The sequence below is a fragment of the Gracilimonas mengyeensis genome, from assembly GCF_900182705.1.
GTDB lineage: Bacteria > Bacteroidota > Rhodothermia > Balneolales > Balneolaceae > Gracilimonas > Gracilimonas mengyeensis.
In genome coordinates this window covers 98298-114216 of the sequence record NZ_FXTP01000014.1, presented here as the reverse complement: position 1 = coordinate 114216, position 15919 = coordinate 98298, and the positions used below count along the sequence as shown (strand labels likewise).

At 46.0% G+C, this 15919-nt stretch carries 14 protein-coding genes; 8 read left to right on the top strand and 6 right to left on the bottom strand.

Annotation, left to right across the window (positions count from 1 at the left end; genetic code table 11):
- Window positions 1-44: 44 nt before the first annotated feature.
- Genes rlmD through FN815_RS15315 form a run of 4 tightly spaced genes read right to left on the bottom strand, consistent with a single transcriptional unit; the run spans window position 45 to window position 4765 of the window.
- Window positions 45-1454, bottom strand: a complete 1410-nt coding sequence (gene rlmD, locus FN815_RS15330; RefSeq protein ID WP_142455530.1) for a 23S rRNA (uracil(1939)-C(5))-methyltransferase RlmD — start codon at window positions 1452-1454, stop codon at window positions 45-47.
- Between the two features lie 3 nt (window positions 1455-1457).
- A complete protein-coding gene (locus tag FN815_RS15325; RefSeq protein ID WP_142455529.1) occupies window positions 1458-2009 on the bottom strand; it encodes a cyclic nucleotide-binding domain-containing protein in 552 nt (183 codons plus the stop codon).
- A gap of 16 nt (window positions 2010-2025) precedes the next feature.
- Complete coding sequence (locus FN815_RS15320; protein WP_246075320.1) at window positions 2026-4482, bottom strand: BamA/TamA family outer membrane protein; 2457 nt, start codon at window positions 4480-4482, stop codon at window positions 2026-2028.
- Window positions 4483-4510: 28 nt separating this feature from the next.
- Window positions 4511-4765, bottom strand: coding sequence for a DUF2795 domain-containing protein (locus FN815_RS15315; protein WP_142455528.1), 255 nt, complete (start codon window positions 4763-4765; stop codon window positions 4511-4513).
- 152 nt (window positions 4766-4917) lie between these two features.
- Between FN815_RS15315 and FN815_RS15310 the strand changes: the two genes are divergently transcribed.
- The 6 genes from FN815_RS15310 to FN815_RS15285 are packed head-to-tail and all read left to right on the top strand — an operon-like array spanning window position 4918 to window position 10166.
- Window positions 4918-5136 carry a Sec-independent protein translocase subunit TatA/TatB gene (locus FN815_RS15310; protein WP_142455527.1) on the top strand — a complete coding sequence of 73 codons (219 nt, stop codon included), beginning with the start codon at window positions 4918-4920 and terminating at the stop codon, window positions 5134-5136.
- 17 nt (window positions 5137-5153) lie between these two features.
- A complete protein-coding gene (locus FN815_RS15305) occupies window positions 5154-6680 on the top strand; it encodes an amidase family protein (protein ID WP_142455526.1) in 1527 nt (508 codons plus the stop codon).
- Window positions 6681-6683: 3 nt separating this feature from the next.
- Complete coding sequence (locus FN815_RS15300) at window positions 6684-7454, top strand: SDR family oxidoreductase (protein ID WP_142455525.1); 771 nt, start codon at window positions 6684-6686, stop codon at window positions 7452-7454.
- Entirely contained in the window at window positions 7447-8412 is a 966-nt protein-coding gene (locus FN815_RS15295) for a M28 family peptidase (protein ID WP_142455524.1), read from the top strand. Before FN815_RS15300 ends, FN815_RS15295 begins: the two co-directional genes overlap by 8 nt.
- A gap of 6 nt (window positions 8413-8418) precedes the next feature.
- A complete protein-coding gene (gene prmA, locus FN815_RS15290; RefSeq protein ID WP_142455523.1) occupies window positions 8419-9255 on the top strand; it encodes a 50S ribosomal protein L11 methyltransferase in 837 nt (278 codons plus the stop codon).
- Entirely contained in the window at window positions 9228-10166 is a 939-nt protein-coding gene (locus FN815_RS15285; RefSeq protein ID WP_246075319.1) for a Ppx/GppA phosphatase family protein, read from the top strand. Before prmA ends, FN815_RS15285 begins: the two co-directional genes overlap by 28 nt.
- Before the next feature lie 585 nt (window positions 10167-10751).
- Here FN815_RS15285 and FN815_RS15280 read toward each other — a convergent pair.
- Window positions 10752-11267, bottom strand: coding sequence for an outer membrane protein (locus tag FN815_RS15280; RefSeq protein WP_142455522.1), 516 nt, complete (start codon window positions 11265-11267; stop codon window positions 10752-10754).
- Between the two features lie 139 nt (window positions 11268-11406).
- On the opposite strand from FN815_RS15280, the gene FN815_RS15275 reads away from it, so the two are divergent.
- Entirely contained in the window at window positions 11407-12039 is a 633-nt protein-coding gene (locus tag FN815_RS15275) for an RNA polymerase sigma factor (RefSeq protein WP_142455521.1), read from the top strand.
- A gap of 82 nt (window positions 12040-12121) precedes the next feature.
- Window positions 12122-12916 carry a hypothetical protein gene (locus FN815_RS15270; RefSeq protein ID WP_142455520.1) on the top strand — a complete coding sequence of 265 codons (795 nt, stop codon included), beginning with the start codon at window positions 12122-12124 and terminating at the stop codon, window positions 12914-12916.
- A gap of 351 nt (window positions 12917-13267) precedes the next feature.
- Here FN815_RS15270 and FN815_RS15265 read toward each other — a convergent pair whose 3' ends face one another.
- Complete coding sequence (locus FN815_RS15265) at window positions 13268-15784, bottom strand: serine/threonine-protein kinase (RefSeq protein WP_142455519.1); 2517 nt, start codon at window positions 15782-15784, stop codon at window positions 13268-13270.
- Window positions 15785-15919 lie beyond the last annotated feature (135 nt).

Genomic DNA, 15919 nt, shown 5'->3' with positions numbered 1-15919 from the left:
AATAACAGCCGGGAAATGAGGGTTCTACAAATACAGGCTCAACCTCAATCCTTCAAGGTCAATTTAGCTACGGCCTCGATGTGGTAGGTTTGAGGAAACATATCCACAGGCTGAACCTCTTCCAATTCGTATACTTCTTTGAGTTCCTGTAGGTCACGGGCCATGGTAGAGCTATTGCAGCTCACATACACTAAGCGAGGTACTTTGAGTTCGCACAGGCGTTCCACAACATCCGGGTGCATGCCCGCTCTGGGTGGGTCGGTGATGAGCACATCAGGTGCTCCAAATTCCTCAACCATTTCTTGTGTGAACACATCTTTCATATCTCCTTTCACAAAAGAGACATTCTCCACTCCATTCTCTTTGGCATTGAATTTTGCATTTTCAACGGCCACATCAACCAATTCGATTCCCAGTACTTTCTCGGCCGCTTTGCTCATAAATAAGCTCAGCGTACCTACGCCACAGTACAGGTCATATACCACATCACCTTCCTTGATTTCGGCGTAGTTACGGGCCACTTCGTAAAGACGCTCGGCTTGCAAGGTATTGGTCTGGAAAAATGCATTGGGGTGAATTTTGAACGTAAACTCCCCGATTTGATCTACAATGTATCCAGGGCCGTGGATTACTTTCTCGAAGCGTCCAACGGCAGTAGGACTCTTCGTATCATTCACGTTATTCACCACCGTAGTGATAAAGGGAAATTCCTCCAGCAGGGCATCGCTCATTTTTTGGATGATCTCAGGCTCATCCCGGTAGGTAACCAGGTTCACCATAAAATCATCGGTGTGATGCGAATTGCGAATCATCACGTGCCGCATCAGTCCTTCGTTATCGAAAGTGTTGTAAGGGGTGATGCCGTGTTCAATGCAGTAATTGCGAACAAAATCCAGTATCTCAAAAGACTCCGGTACCTGCAGGTGGCACTCCTTCAGGTTTAGAATCTTGTCAAAACGGCCGGGAGCGTGTAAGCCGGCCGCAAAGGCCGAATCATCTACGTACTCGTCGCTGCGGATTTCCTCTTCCGTCAGCCAGCGTTTATTGCTGATGCTGTATTCCATCTTATTGCGATAATAGAAATCGCGCTCTGCACCCAGGCCATCCTTCACAATTCCGCCATCCAGCTTCCCGATTCGCTCAATGTGATCGCGCACTTGCTGGGTTTTAAATTCCAGCTGTTTGGCGTAGGGGATGTGCTGCCAGCTGCACCCGCCACAAACAGTAGCGTGCTGGCACTTGGGTTCGATACGGTGAGGACTGGGTTCCAGAATTTCAAGCAGCTTGGCCTCGCGGTGCTTCTTCTTTTTCTTGATGATGCGGGCTTTCACTTTGTCGCCGGGGGTGGTATTGGGTACAAATACAGCCAGGCCGTCTACTTTGGCCAAACCTTTCCCCTTAAAAGCTGCGTCAATGATGTCTAATTCAACTTCATGACCTTTTTTTAATGCCATTCTTTATACAGATTCTTGATGTTGATCTTCGTAATACGTTTCAAATTGAATGCCCAATGCGGTAGGCTCATCAGAGATTTCAGCCAGTTTTTGGGTGGTGGTGTCAAGTTGCCGCAGGGCAATGTTGGCAAGGGTTTGCAGAAATTTTACCGCAATTTTGGGATGCCGGTCTTTCAGTACTTCAAAATCGGGTTTAAAGAAACCAAGCAGTTTGCAATCGGCGAGGCAGCGGGCTGAAGATTTTCGCCGTAAATCGTAGCCAATGGAAAGAGCCCCAAAACTGTCGGGTGAAGCCAGTTCCAATCGGGGAAATTCGCCGCTTTCCTGTTCCGATTCGGCCAGAGTTTTAAGACTGAGCTCTATTTGCCCCTCTTCAATAAAATACATGCCGGTGCCGGGATCGTTTTTGTAGAATACATATTCCCCTTCCTTATAACTCCGGTTGTGGCATAGCTGCAAGAACTCATACCGCTCAGCAGGATTCAAGTTTGCCAGAAAGCGGGAGTTAAATACAATATCAGACTGATTTTTTAGGCGTTTTATTCTGTTAAACATAAGGCAACGAGTGTTGTTAAAAGGAGTGGCCGATGCCAAAACTAAAATACATCTGCTTGTTTTCGAACCAACCTCTCTGAAGGTCGTGCAGGCGGAAGGGAAAATCAAACCGAACCACCACATATTCCCAGTCCAGGCGTATGCCAGGACCGCCGGATACGGCAATTTGCTTATAAAAATTATCAAACCGAAACCGACCCTGTTCTAAACGGTCTTGGTTGTTTTCATCCCGGAAGTCGTTTTTTGGGCCATACCAGATGTTGCCTGCATCCGCAAATAAGGCAAAGTGCCAATTGGCTCCCAGGAAGTTTTGTATGAATATACGTCTTGTTTCAGCAAATGCGGCAAGTTTAATTTCACCACCGGGAATATTTACGTTGTCGGTGGCTATTTCGCCGGGACCAAGCTGAAAAGGCCCCCAGCCTCTGATGTCGTTACTTCCGCCGGCAAAGAAACGCCGGTTTAGCGGGATAGAATTGCTGTTGCCATACGGATGCGCATAACCACCGAACACGCGCCATGCAAACACGCTGCTGGGCGAGAGAGGGATGTAGCGGCGGTAATCAGCTGATAATTTCAGGAACCGGCTGTAGCGTAAACTGTTTTCGCTCAGATTGAAGAGGGAAGGGAGGTTACCTTCCAGGGTATCGGGAGAGAAGATATAGCGGTCAGCCAGGTAAGGGATATTTCCACCAATTGAGAACGCGAACTCGCCGTAATAGCCCTGATTACGTTTTATAAGATCGGTATCCTGAAGGCGCACGGTGTACCGGATAATAGAGGAAACCTGCGGGTTGAAATCTTCCAAAATACGCTGGAGTTCAAAAGCATCTACGATGGTGCCATCCTGAAGTGTATCGGTGCCAAATTCATTTCGAAGGTTGCGGATGTACGCATCAGAGGGGTTGGTGTCCACAATATCCAGTTCCAATAAATCCAGAAAGCTGGAGAACTTTGGTGTGTGATTGACCTCATAGCGCATATTAAAGCGTACGTCGGAATTAATATCAAACAAAAGCTGATCGGAACGGCTGTAGGATAACAGGTACCGGGTGATACCACTGGTGAAACCGGGCTGATTATCCAGCGCAGAAAAGGGGAAGTTCAGTCGGGGTACCGAGTATTCACCACGTAATTCATAACTTCTGAAAATGGAAGATTGTGTGGCGGTGGTATCAATTTCTTCCAACACCGAAGGGCTCACAAACTCGAAGCTGGCATTGGCCCCGATGGTTAGGTTTTCTGCATTGCCAAATACATTATTATTTTTGTAATCCACGCCGAAGCCGGTACCAAATCCGTAGCGTTTCATCCCAAACAATTCGGTTGAAATGCTATGCTTGGTTAGCGTCCTAAGATCGAAATAAGAGGGTATTTCTTCCCGGGAAAAGTCTGGCGAAGATTGATTCTCATTTTGGCTAAACCGCTGGATATACAGCATTCCCAGGTTCTGGAATTCATTCACGGTTTCCAGGTATAGAGAATGATTGTATAAATCACCTGGACGGAATAACAGCTGGCTGGATAACAGGTTAAAAGTAGATTGAGCACCGGGCTCTTTGGCCAGGTAGATGGTATTGGTGCTGTCTCGAGTGTGCGGAGGCCCAATCAGTGTATCGCGCTGGCTGTAGGTATCCGGGGGTTCGGTATCGGCAAGTCTAACGCGGATGTCTCCAAATCGATAGGTTTCGCCGGCATTTATGCGGTACTGAACAGCCAGCCGGTTTGCGTTGCCGGCCGTGTCGGCTTTTACCAGGGCAATTACAGAATCACGCTGGACGGAAGCGTATCCGTTATTTTTAAGAAAACTGATAATTCGCTGCTGTTCGGTACTTAAGCGTTCAGTACTATATTGCCAGCCGGCAGTAAAAGTACTGTCGTTAATCCGCTTTTTCGTCAAGGGACTCGATTCCATGAAATCACTTTTCATGCCTTCCTCATAAAATTCCGGAATGCCTGAATAGGAGAGCGTATCCACGTAGTAAGCCGCTCCTTCATCAATGATAAAAGAAACCTCAACACGGTCGGTACGATATTCCACGATGGTAGTATCAACCTCAACGTCCAGGAAGCCCTGAGATTCATAGTAAAGGGCTATACGTTCCATGTCATTGGCAACGGTCTGTGGATTCAGGTAGACGGGATCTTCACCGAAACGCCCGTCCGAAATTCTCCAGATATAATACCAGGGGGTAAAGCCGGGAATGCTCAGAAACTCGCGGTTGGTACGGGTGCGTACCAGGGTTTCGAGTGTCCGGTCTTTAATTTCATTGTTGCCGGAAAAGCGAACCCTGCGAACCAGATCGTCGGTGGAGCTTTCATTTTGTTGTCCCAGCACGGGAGTAGTACAAAACAATCCCATTACCGCCATCAGGCAGATGAAAAATACATTTTGCAGGATCGATTGTATTGACAAAGACAAAGTGATATAGAAAAAACGGTTGCTGTGAGGTACAAGAACAACCGTATCCATCTTTTATTTTAAAGCTAAGCGGGGCGACTTACACGTCGTCGTAATCAAAGCCTTCATCTTCTTCGTTATGGAAGAAATCTTCTTTGCGGATGTAATCAGGCCAGATATCTTCAATACCTTCGTACACCGGCTCCTCTCCCTGCTCGATCTCTTCAAGTTCTTCCAGGTTAACGATCACCTGCTTGGGCAGGCCATTACGTTCCGCCCATTCAATAAGTTCGGCCCGGGTGGCGGGAAACGGGGCGTCGTCTAAGGCTGCGGCTAATTCAACGGTCCAAATCATAGTAAAGTGGTTTTTTTAAAAATGAATGAGTGTAATAAACACATGTGTTATTAAAACACAAGTGAATAAATAAAATTTTTGTTCCAAATTCGTGCCGAAAATATTGTTATCTTCGCACAAATACATCAACTAAATCCTAAGAGGATTATTTTATGTTTAGCAGTTTAGGCGCCCCTGAGATTCTGATCATTGCCATTATGATTTTGGTTCTGTTTGGAGCCAAGCGTATCCCGGAATTAGCCCGTGGACTGGGGCAAGGTATTAAAGAATTCCGACAGGCTTCCAAAGATATCAAGAAGGAAATTGAAGACAGTTCCCGAGATATACAGGATGCCGCAAACCACGAAGAAACCTCTTCTAAAAGTAAATAAAGCAGATAGTTAACTTCATGACCATAGCAGAGACTCGCGACAAAGTCTTAAACAAAGAAACTACGCTCACCGAAATTGTTCAGCAATATATTGAGCAAATTGAAGCTCAAGATTCTGAAATTAATGCATACACAGCTACTCATTTTGATGAAGCCTTAGAGCAGGCTAAAACCATCCAAAAAAAGATGGAAGATGGTACGGCCGGAAAGCTTGCCGGGGTAGTTATGGGTATCAAAGATGTAATTTCTGAGCGCGGAAAGAAGCTCACTTGTGCGTCAAAGATCCTGGAAAATTTTGAAAGTGTGTATGACGCCACGGTAATTGAGCGTTTGCGTGCCGAAGATGCCATCTTTATAGGGCGGCTGAACATGGATGAATTTGCCATGGGATCCACCACGGAATACAGCAGTTTTGGCGCCGTGAAAAACCCGCGCGATACATCTAAAGTGCCCGGAGGCTCATCCGGAGGAAGTGCAGCCGCTGTTGCTGCCAACATGGCCCAGGCCACGCTTGGTTCCGATACCGGCGGTTCTATTCGCCAGCCTGCTTCTTATTGCGGGGTGGTTGGATTGAAGCCAACTTATGGACGCGTTTCCCGATGGGGACTGGTAGCCTACGCATCCTCTTTTGATTGTATTGGTCCGCTGGCGCATTCCGTGGAAGACACAGCCCGTGTACTCGACGTGATTGCCGGCTTTGATGAAAAGGACAATACTTCTTCTCACATAGAGAAAGATGATTATGTAGCTGCGGTTCAAAATCCTGATAAGAATATTAAAATCGGGGTTCCGGAAGAATTTTTTGCGGAAGGCCTGGATGAAGAAATTAAAGAAGGGATTGAAAGCATCCTGGATAAGCTCGAAGCTGATGGGGCAGAATTGGTTCCCATCCACCTGCCACATACCAAGTTTGGCATTGCGACCTATTATATTCTTGCAACGGCAGAAGCTTCCAGTAACCTGGCGCGGTACGATGGTATCCGCTATGGGCACCGCGCCGATAAAGAAGAAATGCTGGATGAACTCAAGAAAGAAGAGATTGCCCTTAAAGAGCAATTCGATCTGGCTGAAGGCGAGAAGAAAATTGAATTACAGGAAGAGTTGGCTAAAATGGATTCAGCCCTGATCCGTCTCTATAAAAAATCCCGTACTGAAGGATTTGGTACCGAGGTTAAGCGACGCATCATGCTTGGGACGTACGTGCTGAGTGCCGGTTATTACGATGCTTATTATGGCAAAGCACAGAAAGTACGCCGCCTCATTCAAAATGATTACAAAGAGGCTTTCAAGAAAGTAGATGTGATTGTGAGTCCGACGGCTCCAACCACGGCTTTTGATTTGGGCTCAACCTTGAACGATCCCGTGCAGATGTACCTCAATGATGTGTACACGATTACGGCCAACCTTGCGGGTATTTGCGGCATCAGCGTGCCGGCCGGAACTCATAGCAACGGCCTGCCTTATGGCATCCAGTTTATGGGGGATAGTTTCCAGGAAAGCAAAGTGTTGAATGCCGGACGTTTGGTTGAAATGCTTAACGCTTAAGCCATGAACCGCCTGAAAGGTAAAACGGCCGTTGTAACAGGAGCCACATCGGGTATTGGGCTAAGATCAGCTGAACTATTTGCTGAGCAAGGGGTAAACCTGATTCTAACCGGTCGAAGAGAAGAGCGATTGAAGGAAATAAAGCTAGATTTTGAAAGTCGGTTTGATATTTCTGTACAAACAGCTGCTTTTGATATTCGAAATCGCAAAGCTTGCGAGAGTTTTGTAGAGGGTATTTCGGTTCCGGTTGATATCCTCCTAAATAATGCCGGACTGGCCAAAGGGACCGATCCCGTTGATCAGGCTGATTTCGAGGATTGGGAGACCATGATTGATACCAACGTGAAGGGTCTGTTGTATATGACCCGATTGTTATCACCCCAAATGAAAGAGCGCGGAGCCGGTCATATCATTAATGTGGGCTCCACGGCCGGACATGAAGCCTATTCCGGTGGGGTAGTATATTGCGGAACCAAGCACGCGGTGAAGGCCATCACCGAAGCTACCAAGAAAGATTTACACGGCACCAACGTACGCGTTAGCATGGTTTCGCCGGGCCTCGTAGAAACGGAATTTAGCGAAGTACGTTTTGACGGCGACAAGCAAAAAGCCGATGCCGTTTACGAAGGCATTGATCCGCTTACAGCCCAGGATATCGCAGAAATTATTCTGTTTGTAGCGAACCGTCCGCCGCATGTCAATATTATGGACACGGTGATCTACCCGGTTGCCCAATCATCAGCTACTATGGTGCATCGAGATGAAAATGAATAAGCTTTACATCCCGTTTTTACTTTTCTTTTTTGTATGGGGCTGTTCTTCGGATGAAGGTGCGGGACTGAAGTTTTCTGAAAAGGGGCGAAACGTACCAGAGTTTTCCGGAGATTCGGCTTATAGCTTTGTCCAAAAACAGGTGGATTTTGGTCCGCGCGTACCCAACTCAGAGGCCCATCAACAAGCCATGAATTGGTTTGAAGAAAAGTTGGAAGGATATGCCGGAAGTAATGCGGTATTTACCCAAAAATTTGCGGCTGAAGGATACGACGAACAGCTGGAGCTTGGGAATGTGATTGCCGCTTTTAACACTACTTCGCCCGACCGAATTATGTTGTCGGCGCATTGGGACAGCCGGCCAAGGGCTGATATGGATTCAACCCGAACCGACGAAGGCATTGTTGGTGCAGATGATGGCGGAAGCGGGGTAGCCGTGTTACTTGAATTAGCGCGTATGTTTGAGGAAAATCCGCCGCCCCTTGGTGTGGATATTGTATTGTTTGACGGGGAGGACTACGGGAAATCAGGGAGTTTGAACAAGTATTTTTTAGGTTCGCGGTATTGGGCGAATAATCCTCCCGTTCCGGGATATAGTCCCCGTTTTGGGATTTTGCTGGATATGGTGGGGGCAGAAAATGCTCAATTTCCCAAAGAATTATTTTCACTTAGATATGCCCCAAATCTGGTTGAAGAAGTATGGAATATAGCCCGTGAAGAAGGCTATGATGATCTCTTCCTGAACGAGCAGGGTGCCGCAGTTTCCGATGACCACGTAATTGTGAATGAACAAGCCGGAATTCCCATTATTAATATTATCAACCACCAACGCGGGCCACAGGGGCAGGCACAGTTTGCTCCCTACTGGCATACTCATAATGACGACATGACCATCATCAGCAAAGAAACCTTGCAAGCGGTGGGAGATGTGATGGCTGAATTAATTTACAATCGCTTATAAAAGCACATGGAATACATAGAACTGCGCATTTCGGTACAGGATGATTTTCAGGAATTGCTGATAGCTGAGTTGTTTGATTTAGATTTTGAAGGCTTTGAGCAATTGGATAATGAACTGGTAGCCAGCATACCCACCAGCCGTTTTGATGATTCCAAGAGAGAGGAAATTGAGAAGAAGCTAATGGCCTTGGGAGGGGAGTCCGCTATTTTAAATGAACGTGTGATTCCGGATCAAAACTGGAACGAGGCCTGGGAGCGCACCATCAAGCCCCAGACCATCGGTAAGTTTTATGTGCACCCCACCTGGTCGCAAAGTCCGGATGACATTGGCGATAAGATTGAGCTGATGATCGATCCGAAGATGGCCTTTGGTACCGGCTATCATGCCACCACCCGATTAATTCTGGAATGGCTGCCTGATATTGTGGATGAGGGCGATGAAATTCTGGATGCCGGAACGGGTACCGGAATTCTTGCTATTGCAGCCCTTAAGCTGGGAGCAACTTCCGCTTTTGGTTTTGATGTAGACGAGTGGAGTGAGACCAATGCCAAAGAAAATATTTTACTCAACGAGGTAGAGAACCTGGAAGTAAAATTGGGTTCTACCGAAGTGATTCCCGAGGGAAAGAAATACGACGTGATTCTTGCCAACATCAACCGGAATGCGCTGATTGATTTGTTGCCTATGTTGGTGCCCCGGCTGAAAGAAAACGGACGAATTCTGCTTTCCGGGTTGCTGGAAGATGATGAACAGACCATGCTGAAGCAGCCGGCGCTTGAGAAATTAAATCACCTTAAAACAAAACAGTTAGAAGAGTGGATCGCGATACTGCTGGAAGCCTGAATGCGGCCATAGACATTGGAACTAACACCGTGCTTTTGCTGGTAGGAAAGCTGGAAGACGTCCAGCTGAATCCCGTGCATGAAGAGCAACGTGTGCCCCGGTTGGGCAAAGGCGTAGATGCCGACAAAAACATCAACCCGGAAGCCACACAAAGAGTGATTGAAGCCTTGCTTGAGTATAAAGCCCGTTTAGCTGCAGACTACCCAACCGTAGAAAAGGTTACGGTGACAGCTACCAGTGCAGTTCGGGATGCGGCCAATCGTGAGGAGTTTATGGCAGAGGTGAAGAAACAGACCGGTTTTGACATACGTCTGCTGAGTGGGAGGGAAGAAGCTGAGTGGACCGCTGCTGGCGCCCTTTCGATGTTAGAAATTACCTCTGAGACGGAGACTTTGATATTGGATATCGGGGGAGGAAGTACGGAGATAGCCCAGTTGTTTGAGGGAGATATTAAAGACGCGCATTCTTTTGATATGGGATCAGTGCGATATACGGAGCGTTTTTTGAAGGACAATCCGCCCACCGAAGCGCAAATCATTGACTGCCAGGCAGAAATAGCCCGGCTTTTTGGGAGTCGCCCGTTTGAAGCGGCTGAGACTATTCAGGCCGTTGGCGTAGCGGGTACTTTAACCACATTGGCTGCCTTGGCGCAGGGCATAACCGAGTATCAGCCCGAAAAACTCAATGGTTTTGCATTGTCTCTGGAAAAAGTACAGCAGGTTATTGAGTGGTTCAAAGAGGAGCCGTACGAAGAACTGATTCCATTAAATCCCCGGATGCTGGAAAAGCGTGCTGATATATTTTTAGCCGGTATGCTCATCTTGGAAGGTTTTATGCAGCATTTTAAGTTGCAGCACATCAAAGTTTCTACCGGCGGTATTCGTCATGGTGCATTATTGAAGAGTGAATAGCCATGTAAATGATAAGAACTTCGCAAGTCGCAAGTCGATCTATCGAGTAATCGCCAATCTGCCTGAAGGAGCGTTCGGTTTTATGCTATTTCTGTTCTACGGTTTGCCCTTCAGCCCCGAAAGCTACTGCAAACAGATTTGCGATAGATCGATCAGCGAGTTGAGACCGGCGAAGTAAAGGAGATCAAAAAGCATTTAATTGCTTATTTAGTCGGCGATATTTTCGTTTTCATCTGCGTGACTCTGCGTGAGACCACGGTGCCATTTTAATTGCGGATTTCGCAGAGTAGGTCGCTGATTTCCGCAGATGGTCTTGCCACGAAAACACAAAAGCACTAAAAGGATATAAACTTCGCAAGTCGCTGTTCGGTCCATCGATCATTCGCTAATCTTCTCATGCAGGACTTCGGTTTGATTCTATTTCATTTTTACACCTTACCCGGGCAAAACCGAAAGATGTTACCCAAAGATTTACGATAGATCAATGGACCGATTAGCGATCGGCGAACAAGAATGAAAATCATAAAAAACCCTCACTGCATACGCAATGAGGGATAAGCTACTACTTACGGTCTTGGGTTTCATTTAGAAATTGAAACGCAGACCGGCTCCGATATTGAGTTGATCGGCATCTCCTAACACATACTTTAGCTCACCAAAGAGATCAGCGAAGTCAAGCGGATACTCGGCACCCACTCCAACATTTAGCCCAATTTCAGAATCGGAGTAACTGCTGGCAAACTGACCATCGCTCTCAACGTTCACATTTAGATAATTCAGGCCTCCAATACCGTAAGCCATGAGGTTGTTTTCTTCATTGGTGTAGAAAATGTAGTTTCCATTGATGTTTAATTCCCACCAGGTAACCGTAGTGGAGTTGCCGTTGCCAAATTCATTTTCATTGGGAAAGAAAAAGCCGAGGTCGGCAACAGCCCTGAATTCTTCATTGATTTGATATACGCCATCTACCCGGATGCCCGGTTGCTCAATTTCGGTTCCGTACATAAGTCCGGCGCCAGCTTTTACAAACTGGGCTTTTGCACTTTGAAATGAAAGTGCGGTGAATAAGAGGATAAAAATTGAAGCGGTTAATTTTTTCATGATGATTGATAAAATTGGTTAGTATTAGTGTTGAAAACAGGTTTCAGTATTACATGCGTAAAGGAAATTCAAAAAGGCTCAAAAAAGCTGTTTTCATTTGCCAAAGGCTTTGTATTTTAGGGGCCGAACAAAAAAGCATATGTCAGACAACAAGACCGAAAATCAAAATCAGTCGCCACGCCCTAATGCGTCAGCCAGTAGTTTGGAAGACGACAAATTTGTTGCTGAAGCATTATCGGGCAATGAAGCTTCCTACAAAAAACTGGTAGATAAATACCAGAAGCCGCTGTACTTCCACATTCGTAAAATGATTAAGGAAGTGGAGCTGGTGGAAGACTTGGTACAGGAAGTATTCATGAAGGCCTTTCACAACCTTTCTACTTATAGCAATGAGTATGCTTTCTCTACCTGGCTGTACCGTATTGCCACCAATCATACCATTGACTATCTGCGCAAGAAGAAGCTGAAGACACTTTCCATTAACGATCCTTACAAAACCAAAGACGGGGAAATGGAAATTCAGCTTCCGGATGAAACCTATTCTACCGATGAGCCGGTGATGAAGAAGCAGCGGAAGCAGATTGTGCAGGATGCCATTCAAAACCTGCCGGAGAAGTATAAGGCCGTTATCGAAATGCGGCATATGGAAGAAAAGACCTACCAGGAAATAGCTGACATACTGGACTTACCCCTGGGTACGGTAAAAGCACACATCTTTAGAGCCCGCGAGTTACTCTACAAAGCATTGAAAGACAAGAAAGAGACTTTCTAAAGTTTTTGACCCTTCTCATAGTTTTTTCTCGCATGTATTAAGTGAACCATTGAATTAACACTTAATACTAATTGATAAAACTATGAGATTGCATTTATCTGCCAAACTATTCATTCTTTTGCTCACATTTTCACTGGTATCGGTATCCTGTGGAGACGATCCCTCGTCTTCAGGTCCCGATGGGGAACCACCGGAGTTTCCTTCCTTTACATCTATAGAACCGGATATCGCTTATTTCGAGGATAATAATCCCCAGAAAGCGGCTAAAGTAACGGTCGAGAATTTCAACGAAGCAAAATATTATGCGCTTAGCATGAGTACGATTACCATGCTGGGCAACATGTACTCCGGATACTTTTCAGCCACTAATGAATCTGAAGCGGAATACGAAGATGGGGCATGGGTTTGGGATTACAACTATTCTGCACAGGGACAGTCCATATCTATTAAACTTACTGCCGAAGAAACCTCTTCAGAGATTTTATGGACAATGGACTGGTCGTTTGATGACGGACAAGGAAACGTTGTAGAAGATTATACAATGATTGAAGGCGCGGTATCCAAAGAAGGAGATTCGGGCCAGTGGACCTTTAATGAGTTAAATGAAGATACCAGCCAGGAAACACCCATTCTGACCACAAACTGGACAAAAGAGGACGAATCTGCAGTGACTATCGTGTCTGAAATTTATGCGGAAGGGACGGTTTCTTCCACCTACAACTACAGCCAGAATGGAAGTGAGTTCACTATTTCAATGACTGATTCATCGGGAGATGATATTCTGGTTTTTTGGGAAGAAGGAGCCGGAGGATATTACCAGGTGGGGGCTGAACAGCGCCTTTGCTGGGATGCTGATTTCCAGGATGTTGAATGTTAGAAGAAGTACTGTTTACAGTACCTAAGACTAAGCCGGGCTTTTCGGGTCCGGCTTTTTTTATTGGTCCCTGCGGAGGGGTTAAAACCCTGCACTTTAATATTCCGGAGAAATCTATTACTAAAATTATGATGTCATTCTGAAGCTACTGCTGAGGAATCTTAGCCAAGAAATGATTGCCAACCAACCAGTTGCAACAGCGCTTGGGCCACTGGAAATAAAGTTCAGGAAATTAGTTGAATAAGCCCCGCAAAATGCAAGGTCCATCGGGGGTACCCTCTGGATGACCGTGTGGATAGGATACAGGGACTTTAAGTCCTAAACCAAACCTCTGTACTTTCAGTGCAGGGTGGTTTAGTCGCCAAGTTTACTGATCAATTGAACTACTTCTTTGGTTTCTTCGTGACCTTCCCCTAAAATCTCTGTTCGTACTTCCAAAGATTGTTGTAAATAATCACGGGCCTCATCCATTTCTCCCTTCCTTTTCTTTAGCTCCGCAAGATTATTAAGAGTAGCCGTTACTGAAAGATGCTTCTCACCTAAAGAAGTACGTTTTATTTCCAAAGATTTTAACAGCAAAGGCTCAGCCTTTTCAAGTTGCTCAAGGTTGATATAAGTATTACCCAAGTCGTTATAGGTATAGGCCCAATGCAAGTGTGTGGAAGGGAAAGCCTTTTTAACTACATCCAAAGCACGTTCCAAATAAGGCAGGGCTTCGGCATGCTTGTTCTGCAAATTCAGGCTGGAGGCAATATTTCTTAATGAGCTGGCCACCTCAGAATGGTTTTCTCCATACAACTGAATATTCATCTCCAGCGATTGACGGCTGTACTTTTCTGCTGCTGCATAATCTCCAGTGCGCTCCATCAATAAAGCAAGATTGGAGAGGTTGGCTGATAATCCCGGATGCGGGGGCTCGACCAGCTCTTTTACCATATTGTAAGAATCGAGCTGGTACTTTAATGCCTCTTCAAATCTTCCCAAAACCCTCAAGATGGATGCCTGGATGTAAAGACTCTCCGCCAGTTCGATATTCGTTTCACCGTATAGGCGCTTTTGTATAGTAATGGCTTCTTTATTTTTTTGAGCCGCTTCATCCAGGTTATTGTCAAGCCGTAACACATAAGCGAGGGCACTAAGCCGAGCCGCGTAGTTGGAGTCGGCTGGGGTATTGGTGGGGCCTTCAAGCTCCAGCGACCGGTTAAAATACTCTATGGATTTATCATAATTACCCCGTCCACGCTCGACCAGGGCCAGAGTATGAAAAGACGAGGCCAGCTGAGAACTATTTTCTTCGTTCTGGCTTTGGGCCACCTGAATGGCTTTTTGAGCCAGGCTGTCGGCCGTATCCAGCTCCTCAATGTTCTGATGGATATGAGCAAAAAGGTTTAGCATGGCCGCCTGTACTTCAGGTTGTCCATCTAATGAGTTAAGCTGTTTGATGCCTTGATCCAAAAGCTGACTGGCAGAGATATCTTCGCCTTTGGCGTTTTCGGGATAATTTTGGGCAAATAAGTTGGAGAGATAGCCGGAAATCTGCGTGGCCTTTTCAGCTTCAGCCTCGGCAGCTCTGCGCTGTTGGTTCAGCTGTACAGTATAATAGGCTACCATGCTGCCAATAATTAGCAGTACAGCAGCAGCATAGCTGAGGGGTTTCCGGTTTCGTAGCATAAACTTACGGGTGCGGTAGATGATACCGTCTCGTACGGCACTAACCGATAATTTTTTTTGATACCGTTCCAAATCATCAAGAAAAGAAGAAATGGAAGAGTATCGGTCATCCGGTTCCTTTCGGATAGCTTTGCATGCTATGGCGTCCAGTTCATGCTTAAGTGTCCTTTCAATCTGTTGCTTTGGCTGTCCAAAGTTTTTGACGTAAGAAAATTCCTTGTTGGCAGAGACGATCTGCGATGGAAGGGGCGCCGTTTCTTTTAAAATGGTCGCTTCAATCTCATGCAGGCTTTTTTGATCGAAATTGTAAGGAGTGCAGCCTGTGAGCAAACGGTATAGCAAGATGCCCGCAGCATATACGTCGGTTTGGAGCTGTGAGGGACGTTCAAGCACTTGTTCCGGGGCCGCATAGTGTGGGGTCCATAGTCGCTGACCGGTTTGCGTGAGGAGCGGGTTTTCAGCGGATTCGTCATCAAGCAGTTTGGCAATCCCAAAATCCAATATCTTTACGGTTCCGTCAGCCATCACAAAAATATTGTTGGGCTTAAGGTCGCGATGAACCACCAGCTTTGAATGTGCATAATCAATTACCCTTAACACCTTTCGGAACAATCTTAGGCGTTGTTTTACATTCAGCTGATTGCGGTTACAATATTCGTCAATGGGACGCCCGTTGATGTATTCCATGATCAGGTATGGAAAGCCGCTCTCCGTAATTCCTCCATCCAAAATACTGGCAATATTAGGATGGTTTAGGTTCGCAAGGATTTTCTGTTCCTGCCTGAACCGCTGTATAATAGACTCATTAACATTGCGGTGATTGATAAATTTCACGGCAACGGTTTGTTCGAACTGTCCATCAACCCGTTCTGCTTTGTACACGTTGCCCATGCCCCCTTCAGCAATCAGTTTCTCAATTTGATAAGGGCCAACTTTTTCTCCTAATAATTGTTCTTGAGGAAGCTTATGGTCGGTGCTTTTAGAGAACTGGGCAAGCAGGGTTCTTTTTTGGGCGTGGGTGCCGGTAAGAAAAGCCTCTTTTTCCGATTCAGATATTGCCTTAAGCATATCCTTTACTTCCTGCACCAGCTGCTGGTCTCCCCCAAAATTATCCTCCAGATAGGTGAGCTGTTTTTCTTTGGGTAAGGTGAGAAGCGTATCCAGAATATCAGAAACTTCCTGCCAGCGATCGTTCTTCATCTACATTCGTATTTTATGGAGTGAAAATATTACAGCTGAAATTGCTTGGAGTTCGCAAAACTATCGGGCCCCTTATTTTAAGCCCCGGTGACGATGATTAAGAATTTTTAATAATGAAGGGAATCTATCCTATAA

Coding starts and splice junctions, on each gene's coding strand:
- rlmD (WP_142455530.1), bottom strand. CDS start 1,454: ATGGCATTAAAAAAAGGTCATGAAGTTGAATTAGACATCATTGACGCA.
- FN815_RS15325 (WP_142455529.1), bottom strand. CDS start 2,009: ATGTTTAACAGAATAAAACGCCTAAAAAATCAGTCTGATATTGTATTT.
- FN815_RS15320 (WP_246075320.1), bottom strand. CDS start 4,482: ATGGATACGGTTGTTCTTGTACCTCACAGCAACCGTTTTTTCTATATC.
- FN815_RS15315 (WP_142455528.1), bottom strand. CDS start 4,765: ATGATTTGGACCGTTGAATTAGCCGCAGCCTTAGACGACGCCCCGTTT.
- FN815_RS15310 (WP_142455527.1), top strand. CDS start 4,918: ATGTTTAGCAGTTTAGGCGCCCCTGAGATTCTGATCATTGCCATTATG.
- FN815_RS15305 (WP_142455526.1), top strand. CDS start 5,154: ATGACCATAGCAGAGACTCGCGACAAAGTCTTAAACAAAGAAACTACG.
- FN815_RS15300 (WP_142455525.1), top strand. CDS start 6,684: ATGAACCGCCTGAAAGGTAAAACGGCCGTTGTAACAGGAGCCACATCG.
- FN815_RS15295 (WP_142455524.1), top strand. CDS start 7,447: ATGAATAAGCTTTACATCCCGTTTTTACTTTTCTTTTTTGTATGGGGC.
- prmA (WP_142455523.1), top strand. CDS start 8,419: ATGGAATACATAGAACTGCGCATTTCGGTACAGGATGATTTTCAGGAA.
- FN815_RS15280 (WP_142455522.1), bottom strand. CDS start 11,267: ATGAAAAAATTAACCGCTTCAATTTTTATCCTCTTATTCACCGCACTT.
- FN815_RS15275 (WP_142455521.1), top strand. CDS start 11,407: ATGTCAGACAACAAGACCGAAAATCAAAATCAGTCGCCACGCCCTAAT.
- FN815_RS15270 (WP_142455520.1), top strand. CDS start 12,122: ATGAGATTGCATTTATCTGCCAAACTATTCATTCTTTTGCTCACATTT.
- FN815_RS15265 (WP_142455519.1), bottom strand. CDS start 15,784: ATGAAGAACGATCGCTGGCAGGAAGTTTCTGATATTCTGGATACGCTT.